The organism is Paenibacillus sp. KN14-4R, from assembly GCF_052180255.1.
Taxonomy (GTDB): domain Bacteria; phylum Bacillota; class Bacilli; order Paenibacillales; family NBRC-103111; genus Paenibacillus_AM.
In genome coordinates, this window is the sequence record NZ_CP197466.1 from 1,735,787 (window position 1) to 1,757,671 (window position 21,885).

Here is a 21,885-nt window from a genome sequence, read left to right on the forward strand (position 1 = left end):
TTAGGTATTGCCAGTTCAAGAAACGGCGTATACACTGAAATTCGTAGTCTGCTAAACATGAAAAAGTGGGGAGAACAGAAATGGCAAAGACCGAGTTAGAAATACAGAATCGGGATCAATCTAACGATATAGATAGAATGTCCAGCAAGTTAAAAATGATGTTGGAACAAATGGAACTGTCCGGTGATGTGGAGCAAAGCGTGAAGTTTAAAGGTTTACTGGATAAATGGCGTGAGGAGCGATCTTATATCGCTTTTTGTGGTCACTTCTCAGCAGGAAAGTCCACGATTATTAATAGTTTGTGTGGACATGCTTTACTTCCGTCCTCACCTATTCCAACTAGTGCTAATATTGTGTCTATTGCCAATGGTCCTGCGATAGCAAAAGTGTATCAGCAGTCAGATAGTGGGGAAGTTCTTTCCTGTAAGGAAGTTCCGCTTGAAGAGTTGGAACAGTATTGTATTGATGGGAAAGCCGTACAACGTGTAGAAATTACATATCCTTTATCGTTACTTGGGGAGCAAACGGCACTTCTCGATACACCAGGGATTGATTCGACCGATGATGCACATCAGATGGCAACGGAATCAGCTTTATATTTAGCTGACGTAGTGTTCTATGTTATGGATTACAATCACGTTTTGTCTGAGATGAATTTGGCATTTGCTAAAAAAATGACAGAACGCGGCAAACCGCTTTATTTAATTGTCAATATGATTGACAAACATCGGGATGCTGAGCTCATCTTTGAGGAATATAAGCAAGGTGTGATTGCTTCATTCCGCTCGTGGGGTATAGAACCGAGAGGCGTGTTGTATGTGTCGATGAAGGTGCGGGAGCACCCGCACAATGAATGGGGCCAGCTCAAGTGGCTGCTGGCCGAGCTTATTACGCGCGCAGGTGAATTGCGCGCGTACAGCGTGGACCAAGCAGCCCGTCAGCTCCTATTGGAGCATGACGACTGGCTGGCGCAGGTCCACGCCCCTCGCAAGGCCGAGCTGCGCGAGGCCTTGGGGGATAACGGCGCGAATTTAGTCGCGCGCCGGGAAGAGCTTCTTCGCAGCGTGCAGGCTGCGAAGGAGGAGCCACAGCGCGTGCTAACCGCGCTGCGTAAAGACATTGTTGGCATAATCGATAATGCCAACATTATTCCTGCGGTGACACGGGACACCGCGCATGCGTATCTGCAAAGCCGTAAGTCGGGCTTTAAGGCGGGTTTCTTCGCACGAGCTGCTCAGACAGAAGCAGAGATCCAGCGGAGACTAGATAAACTGCACGCGGAGTTTACCGCTGGAGTGACGACGCAGGTGGAGCGCCATTTGCAAAGTCATCTTCGTCAGGCAGCAGAAAATGTAGGGATTCATGACCATGCGCTGATTACCTCAATTACAGAGCTGCATGTTGAGGTGACACCACAATGGCTCGCGGATCAGGTCAAGACAGGTGCTGTGTTTACGGGTGAATACACGCTGAACTATATGAAGGATGTCGCAAGTGAGGTTAAGAGTCAATACCGCAGATTGAGCAATGAACTTGCAGAAGCCATTACGAATGATCTTATACAAACAGTAGGCGAACATGAATCTAAGCAGGCGGAAGAGATCGCAGAACTCGATGAATCATTGATCGCTTATCATGAATTAAGTGCTCTTGAGCAGGAAGAAGCTCATGAAAGTGTGAAATTGCTTCGTATTATGAATGAACAAAAAGTGCTGCAACCGGTATTGCCAGATTGGAGCACCTATATTCCAAATCTGAGTGAGCAGGGGCCGTCACTTGGTTTAAAGCAAGCTTCAATGGATGTTATTTTACGTGCAGCACACACCTATCAAAATGATCATGTGGAAGAGATCTCTTCAAATCAAGCTGATCTTTCCATGGTTATGGATGGAGCAAGCACGAACACTTCCACTGTTTCTAATGCATTCGGTTCTCAGCATGCTTTAGAAGTGGAAGGTCGTGCAAGGCAATTTCAAGAAGCAGCTAAGATTATGGAAGATGTGCCAGCCTTACGCTCGATTGCACGTTCTCTTCATGATAAAGCCGAACGGATATTGGATCGTACTTTCACTGTCGCGTTATTCGGCGCATTCTCTGCGGGTAAATCCTCATTTGCGAATGCATTGATTGGTGAACGGGTTCTACCCGTGTCCCCGAATCCGACGACAGCCGCAATCAATTGTATTTTACCGCCACAAGAGGGTTGCCCACATGGTACGGCTAAAGTGAATATGAAGAGTCTGGAGGCGCTAGAGAGCGATGTGCTCTATTCTCTGGAGGTACTCGGCTTACAAGCTCATGATATGAGCAGCGCGTTAAGTGCGATTGCCTCGTTAACGCCTGATAAGGCAACAGCAAAGGGCAAACCGCATTACTCCTTCTTGACGGCTGTAGAACGGGGCTGGTCGTCTGCACATATGAACCTCGGTCAGGAGCTTGTGGTGGATCAAGTGCAGTTCGCTGCTTATGTAGCAGAAGAAGCGAAATCTTGTTTTGTCGATGGAATTGAATTGTTCTATGCGAATCCGCTTACGGATCAAGGCGTTATCATCGTCGATACGCCAGGTGCTGACTCCATTAATGCGAGACATACTGGCGTGGCATTTAATTACATCAAGAATGCGGATGCGATCCTTTTCGTGACGTATTATAATCATGCTTTCTCACATGCTGATAAAGAGTTTTTACTTCAGCTTGGCCGGGTCAAAGATGCTTTTCAACTCGATAAAATGTTTTTCATCGTAAATGCGGCAGATCTTGCTTCCTCAGGGGATGAGTTGGATGGGGTGATCCGCCATGTAGAATCAAACCTGCTTACGCATGGCATTCGTTTCCCGCGTATATATCCAATTTCTAGCCAATGGGCAGCTGAAGGGAAATTAAACCAAGATGAGAGAATGATTGCGGCTTCTGGCATTTCATCTTTCGAGAAAGATTTTGCATCCTTTACATTCCGAGAGTTAACACAGCTTGCCATTGGGTCAGCACAAGCTGAATTACAGCGTGGCCTGCATACAATGGATCGTTGGATTTCTGGAGCTAGAGAAGGGGAAGAACAGAGACTTAACCGTATTTCACAGCTTAGAAAGTCGCATGACCTGGCAAGGGAATTGCTCCAAGTGTATGATGAAGCGGGTCATATCCGTGATCTTTCCCAAGAAATTGAGGATCTGTTATTCTATGTAAAACAGCGTACAACTTATCGTTTTGGTGAACTATTCGCTCAAGCCTTTAATCCTTCCTTGTTCCGTGATCAGACCCGCAGTTTGAAAGATATGTTGGTTGAGGCTATGAATGACTTGAAGCGAATGATTGCTTTTCAACTGGAGCAAGAAATTTTGGCCACTACGCTTCGGATTGAGAAGAAGATTAACGAGCTTGGCGGAAAACAGTATGCTTCGTGGGGGAATACGGTAGTAAGTTTGCTGGAAGGGTTTGAATATGAAGCCTATCCGAATCAATCTTATAAAACTCCGCAAGTTGCAATACAAATTCAAACGCAAGATGTAGATGTAAAACTGCTGCAAAACCATTTTAAGAATGCGAAATATTTCTTTGAAGGGGAAGGCAGAGATAAGTTAAAAGCAACACTTGAAGTGCATATCATGAATGCTACATCGTTTGTAGTGACAGAACAAAGTGACAAGCTCAAGCAGCTATATAACAATTATCTGACGGAGTTACTTGCTGCAATGCGGGATCGTCAACTGGATTCTATTTCTGAGCACATAGAAGGGTCTGTTACTGCTTTAGAGCTAAAAGTAGATCTGGATGACCTTTACATGAAACGTGAGGCAGTTGCTCGGTTGATGTAACCATGGTCTTACAACTCTAATTTATGAATATCAACGCATGCCTGGCTGTATTTTTAGCCAGGTTTTGTTCGTTTTGCAGTGAAAGGGCTTTCATTGGCGGGAAAATGGATCATTTAGCTGAATAGTGGCTTTTTTGTGACTTTTTCGCAATGATAGAAGGCTACTTGGCTTGTTATGGTCTTTGATGCTCTTTGCCGCCATGTAAAGATGATGTTAAGATGGCACTCAAACGCCTAAAAGAGAAATAGGGGGATGAAGAATGGAAGCGTTTAAGCAATTAAAACCTTATTACTGGCCGGTAAAAGGTTGGTCCATTTTTTCGATGCTGACACTCGTCTTGACGACAAGTCTTGGATTGATCTATCCAAGTATGCTGCGTCGATTAATTGATGACGCGATTACACCAGGCAATTACGGCTTGGTACCTCAGCTTACGTTGATGCTTGTAAGTGTGATGGTAGTGAAAGCAGCTTTTCAATTTTTGCATGTCTTTTCAGGTGCTAGATTCGGGGTTAGTATGGTGTATAACTTACGTGCTGCTTTGTATGAGAAGCTCCAATATTTATCTTCTTCGTATTACGATGGGGCTCGTACAGGAGATTTAATGGCACGTTTAACTTCGGATGTAGAGGCGATTCGTCTCTTTCTGTCATACGGATTGGCGCAGCTATTAAATATTGTGCTCATGACATTGTTCGGTGCAATCATGATGTTCTCCATCGATTGGAAGTTAACGCTTGCCACGATGGTGCTAATGCCTTTCCTTGTTATTGCTGCTTTTCGTTTTGAGAGCAAAGCTCACCCTGCTTTTCGCGCGGTTAGACAAGCGTTTTCAGGTTTAACGACTACGGTTCAAGAAAACATCACAGGTGTACGTACGGTTAAATCTTTTGCAAGAGAACCTCACCAAGTTGAGAAATTTTTAGAGCGAAATGAGACATATCGGGCATCGAACTTAAATACATCAAAAATTTGGTCAAAGTATTTTCCGTTTATGGAGCTGCTGTCCAATTTAAGCGTTGTTATCTTGCTTGGATTTGGTGGGTACCGGGTTATTCAGGGACATATCACAATGGGCGAATTTGTTGCATTTTTCAGTTTAATATGGTTCATTATTGGGCCAATGTGGCAGTTAGGTTTTCAAATTAATAACTACACGAACTGTAAAGCTTCTGCGGAGAAAGTACTTGACCTCTTGAATCAATATGTACACGTTAAGGATGAACCACAAGCTGTAAATCTACATAAAGAGAACTATAAAGGTCATGTCCGTTTTGAACATGTCACTTTCGCATACGGCGATAAGGTACCTGCACTCTATGACATTTCAATTGATGCACCTGCTGGAGCCGTAATCGGTATTCTTGGGGGCACAGGATCAGGGAAGACGTCTGTCGTTTCCTTGCTAATGCGAGCTTACAATATCAAAAGTGGCCAGATCACACTCGATGGCTTAGATATTCGGAAAATCAAAATTTCAAGTTTACGTGCTGGCATTGCGACGGTATTCCAAGAAACATTCCTGTTTTCCTCAACCATTCGTAATAACATTGCATATGGTCGTAAGAATATCACGCAAGAAGACATTGAGCGAGCTGCTAAGCTAGCGAAAGCGCACGATTTTATTATGGAATTGCCACTTGGTTACGATACGATTGTGGGTGAGCGTGGACTTGGATTATCGGGAGGTCAGAAGCAGCGTATCGCGATTGCTCGAGCACTGATAACAGATCCACGGATTCTCATTCTGGATGATGCAACAAGTGCGGTAGATATGGAGACAGAGCACGAAATTCAAGCTGGCTTCCAGGAGGTAATGGAAGGTCGCACAACATTTATTATCGCGCACCGTATTTCGTCACTCAAGCGGGCAGATGAGATAATTGTGCTCGATGAGGGGAGAATTGTTCAACGAGGCACACACGAACAATTAATTCAGGTAGAGGGGCCTTATTTAACAACATACAACATTCAGTATGGAGATCGTCCGCAGGCAGGTAAGCTCGAAGTTGCAGCTGCGTTCGATGGAGGGTCATTACAAGGGGTCCAATCCCATATTCGTGTAGATTCCGCAGAATCCGAGCTTATAAGGAGGAATCCGCAATGAGTAAACCAGATAAACTTCGAATTGACGGAGATGGCACTGCAACGCAGCAAACCGGACGTTTTGTATATACCGATGATGAAATTATTGAGAAAAAATTTGACTGGAAGCAGGTTAGACGACTTTTCTCCTACATGAAGCCCTATACGAAACAGATGCTGCCCATCATTCTTATCATGATGTTTATTGGTGCCATTACGAAATTAACGTATCCACTTATTATTTCGTATACGATTGATCATTCATTAAAAGAAAAGAATAGTGAGCTATTAATCTGGATGGTGGGACTGCTCTTACTTGTCTATATCGTGCAGTGGCTTGCAAATATGTTCCGAATTAAGTTCACGAATATGATTGGTCAAAATATTATTTACGATTTGCGGAAGCATGTATTCTCGCATATCCAAGGGTTGTCATTTCGATTCTATGATCAACGACCTGCGGGTTCCATTCTTATTCGAGTAACGAATTATGTTAATTCTCTGCAAGATTTATTTACGAACGGCGTCGTGAATCTTATGATTGACTGCGTTCAGCTAATTGGGATTATTGTTATATTGCTTGTCATTAATTTTAAGCTTGGACTTGCCATTATAATTACAGTACCGATCATGTTCATGATATCAACAAAGCTCAGAAGGATGATTCGCCGCTCTTGGCAGGCTGTTCAAATCAAGCAGGCGAGACTTAATTCTCACTTGAATGAAAGTATTCAAGGGATTCGAGTGACACAAGCTTATTCACAAGAACAAGAGAACATGAAGTTTTTTGAAGGTGTGAATCAAGAAAATCGTCGTGTATGGTACAAAGCGACAACAGTCAATCAAATCATGGGTCCATTAGTTGAGATCACGGGTGCGATTGGGTATGGGATATTGTTTTTATATGGTGCTTCTCTCATTCAAGATGAACAAATGTCGGTAGGTACACTTGTTGCGTTCTCTTCCTACATCGCATTCTTCTGGGATCCAATCAATCGTCTGGGTCAGATGTACACGCAGCTGCTGCAAGCCATGGCTTCTGCTGAGCGGATTTTTGAATTTATCGATGAGAAGCCAACCGTTGCTGAGCTTCAACATGCAAGTGATTTGCCACCAATCGTGGGTCGTGTGAAATTGGAAAATATCGTGTTTGGTTATGAGACAGATCGACCGGCACTACGTAATATTTCACTTGATGTCGAAGCGGGTCAATCCATTGCCTTAGTTGGACACACGGGTTCAGGAAAGAGTACGATTATTAATATGATTTGTCGGTTTTATGATCCAATCGCTGGCCGTGTATGGATTGATCATTCTGATATTAGTCAAGTATCGATAGCTAGTCTTCGTTCGCAGATCGGCATCGTCATGCAAGATACGTTTATTTTTGCAGGAACGATTCGGGATAATATTGATTTTGGTAAACCGGGATCGACGGACGAAGAAATCATTGCTGCCGCGAAAGCAGTCGATGCTCATGAATTCATTATGAAGCTGCCAAACGGCTATGATACAGAAGTTGAAGAGCGAGGCAGCATGTTATCGATGGGTCAGCGTCAGTTGTTATCATTTGCCCGTGCCTTACTTGCAGATCCGCGCATTCTTATCCTAGATGAAGCAACGGCAAGTATTGATACCGAAACAGAAGTTAAGATCCAGAATGCACTTAAAACACTTCTTCAGGGACGCACCTCTTTCATCGTGGCACACCGTCTGTCAACCATTCGACACGCAGATCGAATCGTTGTACTTGATCATGGTTCAATCGTTGAACAAGGCAGCCATGAGGAGCTCATGAGACATAAAGGAACGTATCACGGACTTATTGAATCACAATATAAATATTTATAAGGGAACACCTTCGTACACTTGACCTGAATGGCTTGTGGACGAGGGTGTTTTTATGTCGAGCGTGGGTGTTCAACAATCCGATTTCTGAAACAAGCATTATTAGGATTGATGGTCGTAGATTCATTTGTTACAATGTTATAGGAACATTTGTTTGTAGTTTGCAAATTCATCCCAGAAGCCTTACTCTAAAAATAGTTGATTTTCGACAATACTGGGGGAATTTGATGAAATCTTCTCGTTCGATTTGGACCATTATTGCTCTAATATCCGTAGTAGCCACGGTATTTTTTGCAGGTGGGTTTGCTTACGCGATCCAGCAAATTTTGTATCCAACAGCCGTCACAAGTGAACAGAATCCTTCCAAAACCTTACCATCCAAGCATGAAATTGGTTCGAAGGATAAAATCTCAATTTTGGCATTGGGTGATTCTTTAACAGCAGGTTCAGGTGATTCAACAGGAAAAGGCTATGTCGTTAGACTTAAAGATAAGCTGCAGGCTGATTCGGGTAAACAAGTATTCGTAAGAAATAATCTATCAATACCCGGTTATGTGACCGATCAATTACTTGCTGATGTGAGTCAAAAGAAAACACGAGATGCAATAAGTGAAGCAGATATTATTCTCTTCAGTATTGGTGGCAATGATATTTTTGCGGGTGGATCGGGCATGTTTGGCAATGAAGTTGAGTTTAACCCGTCGGCTGCCAAAGAACGAGTTAAGCCAGCACTTGCTAAGCTTGCGAAAATAACAGAGCAGATCAACAATGTGAATCCGAAAGCAACGGTGCTCTATCTAGGTCTCTATCATCCTTTTATTGACATGGATGCTGCACGTGAAGGCGGTCCTATTGTTCAAGATTTTAATTTACAGGCATTCGAGATATTAAATCAGTATCCTCAGATGGTTTTCGTTCCTACATATGATTTATTTGAGCGTGACGGCGTCAGATTTTTGGCACCTGATCATTTTCATCCTAATGGCGATGGGTACGAACGAATTGCAGATCGTTATGCCCAAGTATTAAAATAAGCAGATCTATACGATAGGAGGTCTCCAAATTGCCGCTCAGGGAATCTGTTGTGATGTCCGTGAAAAATGTTAAAAAACGAATCGGCAACAAAGAAATTATTAAAGGTATTTCCTTTGATGTTTATGGAGGAGAGATTTTCGGATTCCTAGGGCCGAATGGGTCGGGTAAAACGACCACGATTCGTATGCTTGTAGGCTTAATTAAGCCATCTTCAGGAAGTGTGGAGATGTGCGGCTACAATGTGGAGACACATCATAATGAGGCGCTTGCTCATGTCGGTTGTATTGTCGAAAACCCAGAGATGTATCCGTACTTGACGGGTTGGGAGAACTTAGAACATTTTGCCCGTATGCTTGATGATGTCGGGGATGATCGAATCCATGAGGTCGTAAACACCGTTGGCATGGATGCAAGAATTCATGATAAAGTCAAAACTTACTCGCTAGGTATGCGGCAGCGTCTAGGGATTGCACAAGCACTTCTTGGACGTCCTAAGCTGCTCATTCTAGATGAGCCTACAAATGGTCTTGACCCGCAGGGAATTAAGGAAATGCGGCACTTTATTCGAAAATTAGCTGAAGGTGGCCTTTCACTCTTTGTTTCATCGCATTTATTAAGTGAAATTCAACAAATGTGTGATCGTGTAGCGATTATTTCCCATGGAGAGGTCATGCAGGTAGGGAAAGTAGATGAACTCATAGCTGATGCAGGATCAAGAGTTATATGGAAGGTGTCACCGCTGGATCAGGCTATTTCAATATTTAAACAAGATACAACCATACAATTGTTCGAGACGAGCGAATCAGAAGATGTATCCAGTGATCAACAAGGGATTGTAACATCGATGAATCCGGAGAAAGTGGCTGATTTAAATGTCCGTTTGATACAAGCTGGAGTTCAGGTATTCGCCATTGAAACGAGAAATCCCACGCTGGAAGACTTATTTTTAAGTGTGACAGAAGGGAGAACGATTGAATAATATGGTTGCTCTTGTGAAAAATGAAGTTATTAAAATGATTAAAAAGCGTCGTTTTTATATTTGTTTACTTATTATGCTCGTGCTAATCCCGATGTTTACCTATGCGCAAATGCGTGTGGCTCAAAATAATCAAAAGCAGTTCGGTACGACAGATTGGCAAGTAGAAGCACGTGAGAAAATCAAGGATTGGACAAGGGCTCTTGGTTCACAGCGGGTCGCGGAGGAATGGAAGCAATTCTATAAAGTCCAGATTAAGCAATATGAATATTATTTGGAAAAAGATGTGGATCCTTCTTCACCCAATGCGGTTACTTTTACTCGTGAATTTGCTAAAAATGCGATATCATTATTCATTCCGCTTATTATAATGATCATTGCAGCAGATATTGTTTCCTCTGAACATGGGAGTGGAACGATAAAATTATTATTGACAAGACCTGTCTCGAGATGGAAAATCCTTATGAGCAAGCTAATCACCTTAGTATTGTTTGTTTCGCTCATTGTACTGTCACTTGGCATACTCTCTTATACGATATCTGGGGTCGTGTTTGGCTTTGGTGGGTGGGATGCTCCCATATTCCTTGGCTTTCGTCCAATTGGGACAGATGTTGATTTATCGTATGTCAGGGCCATCGAACAGTGGCTTTACATCATTATGGAATTCAGCCTGGTTTGGTTCGTTGGCATTACGGTTGCGATCATGTCATTGATGCTCTCTGTATTAGTTCGATCTACAGCAGCAGGAATGGGCATCATGCTTGCCGTATTAATATCAGGAACGATTCTAACGAACATGGTTTCTTCGTGGGAATCTGCAAAATATTTATTTATGGTCAATTTGCGATTAACAGACTATTTAAGCGGAACGCTTCCACCGATAAAAGGTATGGACCTTGGTTTTTCACTTACCGTATTGTCAGTATGGGCTATTGGCGCGTTAATCGTCGCGTTTACTGTGTTTACTCGTAAAGATATATTAAATTAATGGATTGTTGTAAGGAGGGCCTATGGCCGAAAAGCTAGATTTGACAACATCCGGTGGAGGTAATCCAACCGGTTATGACGCAGATGATATTCAGATTTTAGAAGGACTTACTGCTGTACGCAAACGGCCAGGTATGTATATTGGATCAACAAGTTCGTCAGGACTTCACCATTTGGTGTGGGAAATCGTTGATAACGCCGTGGATGAGCACTTGGCTAAGTATTGCAATAAGATTATTGTTACGCTCCACAAAGATGGCTCGATCACATGTGATGACTATGGTCGTGGGATCCCTACAGGCATGCATAAAACAGGCATTCCAACTCCCCAAGTTGTGTATACAATCTTGCACGCAGGTGGTAAATTCGGCGGTGGAGGCTATAAGAAATCCGGCGGTCTTCACGGTGTAGGTGCATCAGTTACGAATGCCTTATCCGAATGGTTGGAAGTTGAAATTTATCGGGATGGTAAAATCCATAAGCAGCGCTTTGAATATTGGATAGATGGTCAAGGTGTTGAACATGTTGGGGAACCTGTAACAGGTCTTGAAGTGATTGGAACGACAAGACGGACAGGAACGAAAGTTACTTTTAAACCGGACAAGCGTGTATTTACAGGTGGAACTTCGTTTAGTTATGACACGCTATCTGAGCGACTACAAGAAATAGCATTCTTAAATTCTGGATTGGAAGTCATCATTAAAGATGAGCGTTCCGATAAAAACGAAACTTTCCTATATGCAGGTGGAGCAAGCGAATTTGTTTCTTATCTAAATGAAGATAAAACAGTCCTTCATGAGGTCATTCATTTTGCTGGAGAACGAGATGAAATCGAGATTGAAGTCGCACTTCAGTACAATGATGGATACACAGAGACAATTGCTTCATTCGTGAATTCGATTCCAACTCGCGGCGGTGGAACACACGAGACGGGCTATAAGACAGCCTACACGCGAGTGATGAATGAATATGCGCGTAAAGCGGCTATTTTGAAAGAAAAAGACAAGAATTTAGATGGTTCTGATCTCCGTGAAGGGATGATGACCGTTATTAATATTAAGATGGGTGAGGTTGAATTCGTCGGTCAAACGAAAGATCAACTTGGCTCAGCTTCGGCTAGAAGTGCTGTAGATGCCGTTGTGTCGGAGAAAATGTCTGTTTTCCTTGAAGAAAACCCTCAAGTGGCGCAAATGATGCTAAAGAAAGCGGTACAAGCCTCTAAGGCTCGTGAAGCGGCACGTAAAGCGCGCGAAGAAATTCGCAGTGGAAAGAAAGGCAAGAGTGAAAGCTCGAATCTCAACGGGAAGCTGACACCTGCACAATCGAAGGATTATACGAAGAACGAGCTGTTTATCGTCGAAGGGGACTCCGCGGGTGGTTCTGCAAAGCAAGGACGTGACTCGAAACACCAAGCGATCCTGCCGCTCAAAGGGAAACCAATGAATCCAGAGAAGGCGAAGCTGCATGATATTCTGAAGAATGACGAGTATAAAGCAATTATAGCTGCAATTGGAGCGGGTGTCGGTCCAGAATTTGATGCCGAGGAAAGTAATTATAATAAAATTATTATTATGACCGATGCGGATACTGACGGTGCTCATATTCAGGTGCTGCTGCTTACGTTCTTTTATCGTTATATGAAGCCCTTAATTGATTGTGGTAAGGTCTATATTGCACAGCCACCCTTATACAAAGTGACGAAGAAAACAGGTAAGAAAGCCGTGAGTCACTATGCATGGACAGATGAACAGCTGCAAGCTTTATCTAAGGAAATGGGTAAAGGCTTAGAATTACAGCGTTACAAAGGACTTGGTGAGATGAATCCAGATCAATTATGGGAGACAACGATGAATCCAGAATCACGGACATTGCTTCAAGTTCAGATTGAAGATGCTGCCAAAGCAGAGCGCCGTGTATCGACACTGATGGGTGATAAAGTTGATCCGCGTAAACGTTGGATTATTGATAACGTAGATTTTACCGAGTACGAGGAATAAGAAAGGTGGGAACTTATCAAGCATGAGTATGTTAGAGCAGTTTTTGCCTGCATTTCTAGAAGATGTTGTAGGTGATCGATTCGGTCGCTACTCGAAATATATTATTCAAGATCGTGCCATTCCAGATGTCAGAGACGGACTTAAACCTGTTCAACGACGTATTCTATATGCGATGTACGACTCGGGTAACACGCCAGAAAAACCATACCGCAAATCAGCTAAAACCGTCGGGGACGTAATGGGTAATTATCATCCACATGGAGACTCTTCGATTTATGAAGGTATGGTGAGAATGGCTCAGCCTTGGAAAATGGGGCATATGCTCGTTGACGGTCACGGTAACTGGGGATCGATGGATGATGATCCAGCAGCTGCAATGCGTTATACAGAGGCACGTTTATCAGAAATCGCGATGGAACTATTACGAGATATTGAGAAACGTACAGTTCAATTCAAGGATAACTTTGATAACACGGCAAAAGAACCCGTTGTTCTACCATCCCGCTATCCGAATTTGCTTGTAAACGGTGTAAGCGGAATCTCAGCAGGCTTTGCCACTGAAATTCCAGCACATAACTTACGTGAAGTGATCGATGCTTGTACAGCACTCATTGATAATCCAGAACTGACAGTTGAAGACATGATGAAGATCGTCAAAGGTCCTGATTTTCCAACTGGCGGCATTATCATGGGTGAAGAAGGCATTCGGGAAGCTTATAATACAGGTAAAGGACGTATTTACATACGTTCCAAAACAGTAATCGAGGATATGCGCGGTGGACGTGAGCAAATCGTCATTACCGAGATTCCTTATGGTGTCGTAAAATCACGCCTTGTTACAGCGATGGAAAACGTTCGACTAGAGAAAAAGGTTGAAGGTATTGCCGAAGTGCGTGACGAGAGTGGCCGCGATGGACTGCGAATTGTTGTTGAATTGCGTAAAGACGCAGATGCGAAAGGGATCTTGAATTATTTGTTGAAAAAGACAGATCTTCAAGTGACTTACAACTTTAACATGGTCGCGATTGTGAACAAGACGCCGATGCTGCTTGGGATCAAACAAATTCTTGATGCCTATATTGAACACCAGAAAGAAGTAGTAACATTCCGTACGCAATACGACTTGGATAAAGCGCTTGATCGTGCCCACGTTCTCGAAGGCCTAGCTAAAGCGTTGTCCATACTGGACGATGTGATCGCTACTATCAAAGCTTCGAAAAATCGCATGGATGCTCAAGCAAATTTGGTTGCTAAGTTCGGGTTTAGTGAACGTCAAGCAGATGCCATTCTAACGCTCCAGTTGTATCGTCTTACGAACTTGGAAATTACTTCGATTGAAAAAGAATTAAAAGAAACACAGAAAACAATTGCTTATCTACAAGGCATTCTCGGTTCGATGAAGAAATTACTCGGTGTGATTAAAACCGAAATGAACGAGATTCGTGATAAATATGGGATTGATCGTCGTTCCTCGATTCAAGGGGAAGTTGAAGAACTGAAGGTGAACTTGGAAGTTATGGTTACACCGGAAGATGTCATCGTGACGCTTTCTCGTGAGGGGTACATCAAGCGAACTTCGCAGTTATCTTTTACAAGATCAGGTGGGGAGATTGATTCTACCGGACTTAAAGAAGGTGATTACGTTCAGTATGTTGGTGAAGTCAATACGATTGAGAATCTATTGATATTCACGCAGCGCGGACAATATTTCTTACTGCCTGTCCATCAAATTCCGGAATACAAGTGGAAAGAGAATGGTACAGCGATCGTCAATGTCATTCCGATGACCAAAGAAGATCGCATCATTTCTGTCATACCGGTGAAAGATTTCAACGAACCGCTTCAATCGTTACTCTTCATCACGAAAGGTGGACAAGTGAAGCGAACGGAGCTTAAGGATTACATGACGAATCGTTCTGCTGCCATTGTTGCTTGTAAAGTAGCGGAAGGCGACGAAGTGATTCAAGTGTCCACAAGCGATGGTTCGAAGCAAATGCTGCTTGTGACGAAGCTTGGCATGAGTATTCGTTTCCGAGAAAATGAAGTGAATGCGATGGGACGTGTATCCGGTGGTGTGAGGGGGATTCAGCTTAAAGAGGGCGATGAGGTTATTTCGGCTCATTTTGTACAAGAGGATGAGGGTGAACTACTCGTAGTATCCGATATTGGGTATGCCAAACGCTCCTTATTATGTGATTACCCACTGCAAGGACGAGGTGGCAAAGGGATTGTAACTTTCGAATTCAAAGAGGGCAAGCGAGTTCGACCAAACGGAAGTGCGTTATATCGTTCCTTTATTGTTAAACTGGATTATGAATTGACAGCAATTGTAAGCACCGGGGACCGTGTACGCTTCTCTACAGAAGCGGCACCGCTTGATGATCGTAAATCGACTGGTAAACTGCTTATTCCGATAGCCAAAGGTCAATCCATAGTTGATGTGTTGAAATTACCTCAATCATAGCTGGAATATGAGGACCCAATTGTATCTATAACATGTAATGCAATTTCTAAAATGACCCACAATGGCACTTTTTCATCCAATTGAAGCAGCCATTGTGGGTCTTTTAGGATACCAAGTTCCAATGCGCGTTTTCCAATTAATTCCTTCCATTCTTCCACACTGTTTCACCTCATCCTCTGGACAATAGCCTATGTATGTAGTGTATGTAAGTGGGCTTCAAAAGGTTATCCTTTTCATATTGATCTCTTATGCTATAATATAAATAGAATATACTGGAAGTTTTCCATTCGGGAGTGATGTTGTAATGTATTCAACCGAATTTGCCAAGTTATGGTTCAAGATTTCCAAAGAAATTAAAAACCATATGGAAACCGAGCTGTCTCCTGCATTGACAGAAGGACAGTTGAACGTCCTCGAATTGCTGACAGAGCAGCAGCCGATGAAGCCGTCTGATTTTCTTGAGTTTTTGGAAACGACACCAGCGGCGGTAACGACCTTATTGGATCGAATGGAACGCAATGAATTGATTGAACGTCGAAGAGATGAGAAGGACCGCAGAATTGTCTGGGTTCATGTGACAGATAAAGGAAAAGCGGAATACGATCGCGGTACGAGAATCAGACAAGAACTTCTGAATACATACTTGGATCGTATTTCCGCTCATAATCAGCAGTTATTCATGTATTTACTCGGTAAGATTGCGAATTAGTTCGTTCCACAAGCTCCAAGGGTGATCAGCTGGTGGGTAAGAAGTAAAGCGCATCCACTCTTTCGTAGTCGGGTGTTGAAAAGACAAGTACGTGGACCAGAGTGCAATTTGCTGGCCTGGTTTTGTCTTGCTTGCGCCATATCGCTGGTCTCCATATAACGGACAGCCAATTGTTGCGAGCTGTACACGGATTTGATGTGGACGACCTGTATGGAGTTTGACTTTGATGAGGGAGAAGCCATCTACAGTTCCGAGTACTTCGTAGTCGAGAATGGCTTCTTTAGCACCCGTAGTCTTCGCGGTCACGACAGATACCATATTCGTCTGTGTATCTTTAAGCAGATGATGTCGAAGTGTACCTTGCATTTGATTGGGCTTACTATGGACAACAGCGAGATATGTTTTATCTAAATGTCTTGTACGTACCGCATCCGATAATCGGGATGCGGCTTTTGACGTTTTTGCGAAAACCATTGCCCCGCCAACGGGGCGGTCGAGTCGATGGACGAGACCTAAATAGACGTTGCCTGGTTTATTGTAACGGATCTTAATATCATCTTTAAGTGCAGTGAGTAAATCAAGATCACGTGAGCTGTCTTCCTGTGTCGGCATATTAACAGGTTTCTCTACTACAAGGATGTGGTTATCTTCGAAGAGAATCGGGACGGCTCCACCCTCAGGATGCTTTGTCACGCTCATGGATTACGCCTCCCAGCGACCAAGAATACCGCAAGGTAGTGCAAGTCCAGATGATGTAATAGGCAGACCAATTTCACCGCTTGTGATCTGTCCACCGAATTTAGGTGTTAACGCAAGCGACAATATATTCTTAAGTACAGTGGAAGAGATACCAGTTGTATAAGAATTAACGAGCATGAATAACGGCTTGTCCGACATAATGTTCATGCAAGTTTGGATGAATGGAAATAAATTTTCTTCCAATTGCCAAGTTTCACCGTTAGGTCCACGTCCGTAAGAAGGTGGGTCCATAATGATTGCATCATATTGATTACCACGGCGTTGTTCGCGTTGTACAAATTTGAATACATCGTCTGTAATAAAGCGAACAGGGCGATCCCCAAGTCCAGATAAGTGCAAGTTTTCTTTTGCCCATTGCACAACACCCTTAGAAGCATCGACATGACAAACTTCCGCACCTGCATATGCACAAGCAACAGCTGCTCCACCTGTATAGCCGAATAAATTAAGTACTTTAATTGGACGTCCTGCTTGTTGGATTTTCTCGATCATCCATTTCCAGTTCGCCGCTTGCTCTGGGAATAATCCCGTATGTTTGAAACCCGTTGGTTTAATGTAGAAAGATAAGTCATTCCACTTGATTGTCCATCTCTCAGGTAATTCTGTACGGAAATCCCATTGACCACCGCCACTTGAACTCCGGTGATAATGTCCGTTTGCTTGACGCCACTCTGATGTTTCCTTGCTTAGTGGCCAAATAATTTGCGGATCTGGACGACGTAAGACATACTCTCCCCAACGTTCCAGCTTTTCTCCATTTCCTGTATCTATTACTTCATAATCGACCCAATCTTCAGCCATAAACATCGCAAGCATTCCTTCCTCTTTTAAGCATTCTAACATCCTATTGTACATGACCTTCGACATAATATCCAATAGGAGAGTCGAAATACCCTGCTTTTTGTATGGAAATATTAACCTTATTTAGAAAGGGTTTTAATATTTCATGTCGTATTGATAAGGAATAAGAACTATTTTCCAAATACAGGAGGAGATGGGCTATCGAGAGGGGTGTGGGGACACTAACGGATTATGATTTGTACTTATTCCATCAAGGGACGCTTTACCATGCTTTTAACAAAATGGGGGCACACCCGGTCATAGTAAATGGAGAAGAAGGCGTTTGTTTTACAGTTTGGGCTCCTCATGCGAAAGAAGTGTACGTAAGAGGCGATTTTAACAATTGGGAAGGCGCACTTAGTTGTATGAACCGTGTGAATGATAACGGGGTTTGGTCGCTTTTTACACCGCTTGCGCGCGTGGGAGATCACTATAAATATGAGCTGCACACTTGGGATGATCGCATCATTCTAAAGGCAGATCCTTATGCATTTCAAGCAGAGTTAAGACCTGGAACAGCGTCTAAAGTTGCAAGAATCGATGATTATGTGTGGAACGATGCGGATTGGCAGGAGCAAAAAAAACATTCAGCGCCTTACGATAAGCCGATGTCGATCTATGAAGTTCATCTAGGTACATGGAAAAAGAGGAATCGTACAAGTGAAGATTTTTGCACGTATCGAGAGCTTGCGGTTGAACTTGTGGAATATGTGTCACGGATGGGCTACACCCATATTGAATTGTTACCCCTTGCGGAGCACCCCTATGATCGATCTTGGGGCTATCAAGCAACAGGTTATTATGCGGTAACGAGTCGATATGGATCACCTAACGACTTTAAGTATTTCGTGGATTGCTGTCACAGGCAGGGAATTGCCGTCATCATGGACTGGGTGCCCGGGCATTTTTGTAAAGATGATCATGGTCTGCGTCAATTTGATGGGGAACCACTCTATGAATATGAAGATCGACGTAAAGCGGAGAAACCAGAGTGGGGCACATTGACATTCGATTATGGTAAACCAGAAGTGCAGTCGTTTTTAATCTCGAATGCGGTCTTTTGGATGGAGATTTATCATATTGATGGTATACGAGTGGACGCGGTTGCCTCTATGTTGTATATGAATTTTGGCAAACCTCGTGAACTTTGGGTAAAAGAATATAATCGCGATGACAATCCCCACGCAATTGCGTTACTGCAAAAGTTAAATCAAGCCATATTTGAGCGATTTCCAAGCGCATTGATGATGGCGGAAGATTCCTCGGCTTGGCCGAAAGTTACAGCACCTGTTCATCAAGGTGGGCTAGGGTTTAATTACAAGTGGAATATGGGCTGGATGAACGACATGCTCAAGTACATGGAAGAAAGTACGGTTCATCGAAAGTGGCATCACCACTTAATTACATTCTCGTTTATGTATGCTTTTTCGGAAAATTTCGTCCTGCCATTGTCCCATGATGAAGTCGTGCATGGTAAACGTTCCTTATTGCACAAGATGCCAGGCGATTATTGGCAAAAGTTTGCGAATTTGCGTGCTTTTTACGGATATATGATGGCTCACCCTGGTAAAAAATTGCTATTTATGGGGGGAGAGTTTGGTCAGTTCGATGAGTGGAAAGATCTTGAATGTGTAGATTGGTTCCTGCTTGAATATGATTCCCATCGCTTGATGCATGATTACGTACGTACACTCAATCATTTTTACTTGCAAGAAAGAGCTCTGTGGGAAATGGATCATTCCCAAGATGGCTTTAAGTGGATTAATCCGCACGATAGTATGAAGAGCATTGCTGTGTTTTTACGTAAAGGCAAGTTGGTCGAAGATCAATTGCTCTACATTGGCAACTTTACAGAAGGTGTACATGCAGACTATCGAATTGGTGTACCGAAGGCAGGTACTTATGAAGAAGTGTTTAACAGTGATCTTGTGATTTATGGAGGCTCTGGTCAGTCCAATACTGGTAAGCTGCAAAGTGAACCAATTCCTTGGAATGGCTCGGCACATAGCATAGTTCTACGACTTCCTCCACTTGCATCCTTGTTTCTTAAAATGGTAGCTGATTCACCTGAGCGTTCTGTAAATGAAGGGAGAAATGATGATGAGGCAAAAGGAATGTGTGGCGATGCTCCTCGCAGGAGGAGAAGGAAAAAGACTGGGAGCGCTAACGACTAATTTGGCGAAGCCTGCGGTTCATTTTGGCGGGAAATATCGGATTATTGATTTTACGTTAAGCAATTGTACAAACTCTGGTATCGATACGGTTGGAGTGCTTACGCAATATCAGCCGCTAGTCCTGAATTCCTACATCGGCATTGGATCATCTTGGGATTTGGATCGCAAATATGGTGGTGTGACGGTACTTCCTCCATTTATGGAACAAAGTGGTGGGGATTGGTACAGTGGCACAGCGAATGCCATTTATCGGAATATGGGGTTCGTTGAACGTTATGATCCCGAATATGTCCTCGTCATCTCTGGGGATCACATCTACAAAATGGATTATGATCTCATGCTCCAATTCCATAAAGAACATAAAGCGGATGCAACGATTGCAGTCATAGATGTGAAGTGGGAAGAGGCAAGCCGGTTTGGCATTATGAATACGAATGAGCACCACGATATTATTGAATTTGAAGAAAAACCGAAGGTGCCAAAGAATAATAAGGCATCCATGGGGATTTATATATTCAGTTGGAAAGCACTCAAGAGGTATTTGATCCGGGACGAGCAAAATCCGATTTCTTCAAAAGACTTTGGGAAAGATATCATTCCGCTCATGCTGCAAGACGGAGCGAAGATGGTCGCATACCCATTCCAAGGGTATTGGAAGGATGTAGGCACAATTGACTCGCTGTGGGAAGCAAATATGGATTTGTTGGACGTGGAAACGGAACTGAATCTGAACGATCATGATTGGCGTGTGTATTCGGTTAATCCATACCAGCCACCGCAATATATCGCGCCTTCAGCTCGTATTACGCGATCACTCGTGAATGAGGGATGTTCCGTATTCGGGAATGTGGATCATTCTGTCCTTTTCTATGGGGTACATGTATCAGAATTCAGTACGATTCAAGATGCTGTCATCATGCCAAATGTCAAAATAGGACCTAATGTTACCATTCGAAAAGCGATTATTGGAGAAGGAACGATAGTGGAGGATGGAGCAGTTATTGGCAGCAGCAATGATGAGGTTGTCTTAATTGGTACGAACGAGCGAATCACCAAATCATGGGCAAGGAGTGGATCTTATTGAATCGTGTGATGGGTGTGATCAATTTGGTGAATGAGCCAGATGACTTGGAGGAGTTGACATTAGCACGCTGCACGGCTTCGGTTCCTTTTGGTGGGCGATATCGATTAATCGATTTTGCACTATCCTCAATGGTTAATTCTGGAATTGACAATGTTGCAGTGTTTACACAGCATAAATATCGTTCACTGATGGATCATCTCGGATCTGGAAAAGAATGGGACTTAGATCGAAAGCGTGGGGGATTGTTCGTACTGCCTGCCGTTATGGATGATCCAACTGGGCGTGCGCGAGGTGATTTGTATCAATTTTACTGCCATAGAGACTATTTTCATCGGGGAAAAGAAGAGTATGTACTCATCTCAGGCAGTCATATGGTGTGCAACATTAACTTTAATGAAGCGGTGCATTTCCATGAGCAGAACCGTGCTGATGTGACTGTGATATACAAAGATATGAATATGGAGGATTCCTGTTCATTCCGCAGGCTCGCCATTCGTGATGATGGCAGAATTACGGTGATGGAAGATCATACAGGCCGACTGCGTACAAGCAACATCTCCATGGAAATGTACATCATGAGTAAATCCCTGCTGCTGGATATGGTGGAATCTTGCTTAGCACAGGGGTACGACAATCTTGTTCGAGACGGCATTATGAAAAATATCACGAAACTTGCTGTGTATGGATACCAATTTGAAGGCCATGTAGGTATTGTGAATTCCATTCCGAGCTATTATAAACATTCGATGCAGCTGCTGAATCCAAACACATGGCATGATTTGTTTTTACAAAAAAACCTGATCTATACCAAGGTCAAAGATGAACCTCCCACTAAATATGACGAAACTGCAATTGTGAAAAATTCACTCATCGCTAATGGTTGTGTGATCGAAGGACGAGTCGAAAATTCAATCTTATTCCGTGGTGTCAAAATTCGTAAAGGTGCTTATGTGAAAAATGCGATTGTTATGCAAAATTGTGAAATTGAAGATAACGTCATTATTGAGAATGCGATTCTGGATAAGAACGTTTTTATATCAAGAGGGCGTGTGTTGACGGGTGACCTCAAAGCACCTTTCATTGCTGCCAAAACAAAGATTATATAAAAAGGG

The 21,885-nt window shown here is 43.1% G+C and carries 15 protein-coding genes; 12 read left to right on the top strand and 3 right to left on the bottom strand.

The genetic code is table 11. From position 1 onward, the window contains the following. Positions 1-80 precede the first annotated feature (80 nt). The 8 genes from ACSBOP_RS08170 to gyrA all read left to right on the top strand — a co-directional run bounded on the left by ACSBOP_RS08170 (position 81) and on the right by gyrA (position 15,207). Positions 81-3,815 (top strand): dynamin family protein, encoded by a 3,735-nt coding sequence (locus tag ACSBOP_RS08170; protein ID WP_442603918.1) that lies wholly within the window; start codon positions 81-83, stop codon positions 3,813-3,815. Between the two features lie 259 nt (positions 3,816-4,074). Further along, on the top strand, positions 4,075-5,922 hold the full coding sequence (locus ACSBOP_RS08175; RefSeq protein ID WP_442603919.1) for an ABC transporter ATP-binding protein: 1,848 nt from the start codon (positions 4,075-4,077) through the stop codon (positions 5,920-5,922). After that, positions 5,919-7,751 (top strand): ABC transporter ATP-binding protein, encoded by a 1,833-nt coding sequence (locus tag ACSBOP_RS08180; RefSeq protein ID WP_442603920.1) that lies wholly within the window; start codon positions 5,919-5,921, stop codon positions 7,749-7,751. Before ACSBOP_RS08175 ends, ACSBOP_RS08180 begins: the two co-directional genes overlap by 4 nt. A 224-nt stretch (positions 7,752-7,975) precedes the next feature. Further along, positions 7,976-8,782 carry a GDSL-type esterase/lipase family protein gene (locus ACSBOP_RS08185; protein ID WP_442603921.1) on the top strand — a complete coding sequence of 269 codons (807 nt, stop codon included), beginning with the start codon at positions 7,976-7,978 and terminating at the stop codon, positions 8,780-8,782. 53 nt (positions 8,783-8,835) lie between these two features. Next, positions 8,836-9,762 (top strand): ABC transporter ATP-binding protein, encoded by a 927-nt coding sequence (locus ACSBOP_RS08190; protein ID WP_442604419.1) that lies wholly within the window; start codon positions 8,836-8,838, stop codon positions 9,760-9,762. Next, positions 9,755-10,747: an ABC transporter permease gene (locus ACSBOP_RS08195; protein WP_442603922.1), complete on the top strand. Its 993-nt coding sequence runs from the start codon at positions 9,755-9,757 to the stop codon at positions 10,745-10,747. The genes ACSBOP_RS08190 and ACSBOP_RS08195 overlap by 8 nt, the downstream gene beginning before the upstream one ends. A 22-nt stretch (positions 10,748-10,769) precedes the next feature. Next, positions 10,770-12,743 (top strand): DNA topoisomerase IV subunit B, encoded by a 1,974-nt coding sequence (gene parE, locus ACSBOP_RS08200; protein ID WP_442603923.1) that lies wholly within the window; start codon positions 10,770-10,772, stop codon positions 12,741-12,743. A 22-nt stretch (positions 12,744-12,765) separates the two neighbouring features. Further along, positions 12,766-15,207 carry a DNA gyrase subunit A gene (gene gyrA, locus ACSBOP_RS08205; protein ID WP_442603924.1) on the top strand — a complete coding sequence of 814 codons (2,442 nt, stop codon included), beginning with the start codon at positions 12,766-12,768 and terminating at the stop codon, positions 15,205-15,207. On the opposite strand, the gene ACSBOP_RS08210 is transcribed toward gyrA, so the two are convergent. Further along, positions 15,198-15,365 (bottom strand): hypothetical protein, encoded by a 168-nt coding sequence (locus tag ACSBOP_RS08210; protein WP_442603925.1) that lies wholly within the window; start codon positions 15,363-15,365, stop codon positions 15,198-15,200. The genes gyrA and ACSBOP_RS08210 overlap by 10 nt on opposite strands. A 146-nt stretch (positions 15,366-15,511) precedes the next feature. Between ACSBOP_RS08210 and ACSBOP_RS08215 the strand changes: the two genes are divergently transcribed. Continuing rightward, positions 15,512-15,916, top strand: coding sequence for a MarR family winged helix-turn-helix transcriptional regulator (locus ACSBOP_RS08215; RefSeq protein WP_442603926.1), 405 nt, complete (start codon positions 15,512-15,514; stop codon positions 15,914-15,916). Here ACSBOP_RS08215 and ACSBOP_RS08220 read toward each other — a convergent pair. Beyond that, positions 15,893-16,615, bottom strand: coding sequence for an RluA family pseudouridine synthase (locus ACSBOP_RS08220; protein WP_442603927.1), 723 nt, complete (start codon positions 16,613-16,615; stop codon positions 15,893-15,895). The genes ACSBOP_RS08215 and ACSBOP_RS08220 overlap by 24 nt on opposite strands. A gap of 3 nt (positions 16,616-16,618) precedes the next feature. Continuing rightward, complete coding sequence (locus tag ACSBOP_RS08225) at positions 16,619-17,482, bottom strand: class I SAM-dependent methyltransferase (RefSeq protein ID WP_442604420.1); 864 nt, start codon at positions 17,480-17,482, stop codon at positions 16,619-16,621. A gap of 275 nt (positions 17,483-17,757) precedes the next feature. On the opposite strand from ACSBOP_RS08225, the gene glgB reads away from it, so the two are divergent. From glgB to glgD, 3 genes are read left to right on the top strand one after another with little or no spacing between them, the layout of a single operon-like run. Next, on the top strand, positions 17,758-19,689 hold the full coding sequence (gene glgB, locus ACSBOP_RS08230; protein WP_442604421.1) for a 1,4-alpha-glucan branching protein GlgB: 1,932 nt from the start codon (positions 17,758-17,760) through the stop codon (positions 19,687-19,689). Then, complete coding sequence (locus ACSBOP_RS08235; RefSeq protein ID WP_442603928.1) at positions 19,616-20,773, top strand: glucose-1-phosphate adenylyltransferase; 1,158 nt, start codon at positions 19,616-19,618, stop codon at positions 20,771-20,773. The genes glgB and ACSBOP_RS08235 overlap by 74 nt, the downstream gene beginning before the upstream one ends. Then, positions 20,770-21,879 (top strand): glucose-1-phosphate adenylyltransferase subunit GlgD, encoded by a 1,110-nt coding sequence (gene glgD / locus ACSBOP_RS08240; RefSeq protein ID WP_442603929.1) that lies wholly within the window; start codon positions 20,770-20,772, stop codon positions 21,877-21,879. Before ACSBOP_RS08235 ends, glgD begins: the two co-directional genes overlap by 4 nt. Positions 21,880-21,885: the final 6 nt, after the last annotated feature.

Bases quoted from the DNA above. Each gene is read 5' to 3' on its own strand.
- ACSBOP_RS08225 (WP_442604420.1), bottom strand. From the start codon at position 17,482: ATGTTTATGGCTGAAGATTGGGTCGATTATGAAGTAATAGATACAGGA.
- ACSBOP_RS08220 (WP_442603927.1), bottom strand. From the start codon at position 16,615: ATGAGCGTGACAAAGCATCCTGAGGGTGGAGCCGTCCCGATTCTCTTC.
- ACSBOP_RS08185 (WP_442603921.1), top strand. From the start codon at position 7,976: ATGAAATCTTCTCGTTCGATTTGGACCATTATTGCTCTAATATCCGTA.
- glgB (WP_442604421.1), top strand. From the start codon at position 17,758: ATGGGGGCACACCCGGTCATAGTAAATGGAGAAGAAGGCGTTTGTTTT.
- parE (WP_442603923.1), top strand. From the start codon at position 10,770: ATGGCCGAAAAGCTAGATTTGACAACATCCGGTGGAGGTAATCCAACC.
- ACSBOP_RS08175 (WP_442603919.1), top strand. From the start codon at position 4,075: ATGGAAGCGTTTAAGCAATTAAAACCTTATTACTGGCCGGTAAAAGGT.
- ACSBOP_RS08235 (WP_442603928.1), top strand. From the start codon at position 19,616: ATGAGGCAAAAGGAATGTGTGGCGATGCTCCTCGCAGGAGGAGAAGGA.
- ACSBOP_RS08215 (WP_442603926.1), top strand. From the start codon at position 15,512: ATGTATTCAACCGAATTTGCCAAGTTATGGTTCAAGATTTCCAAAGAA.
- ACSBOP_RS08180 (WP_442603920.1), top strand. From the start codon at position 5,919: ATGAGTAAACCAGATAAACTTCGAATTGACGGAGATGGCACTGCAACG.
- ACSBOP_RS08190 (WP_442604419.1), top strand. From the start codon at position 8,836: ATGTCCGTGAAAAATGTTAAAAAACGAATCGGCAACAAAGAAATTATT.
- ACSBOP_RS08170 (WP_442603918.1), top strand. From the start codon at position 81: ATGGCAAAGACCGAGTTAGAAATACAGAATCGGGATCAATCTAACGAT.
- gyrA (WP_442603924.1), top strand. From the start codon at position 12,766: ATGAGTATGTTAGAGCAGTTTTTGCCTGCATTTCTAGAAGATGTTGTA.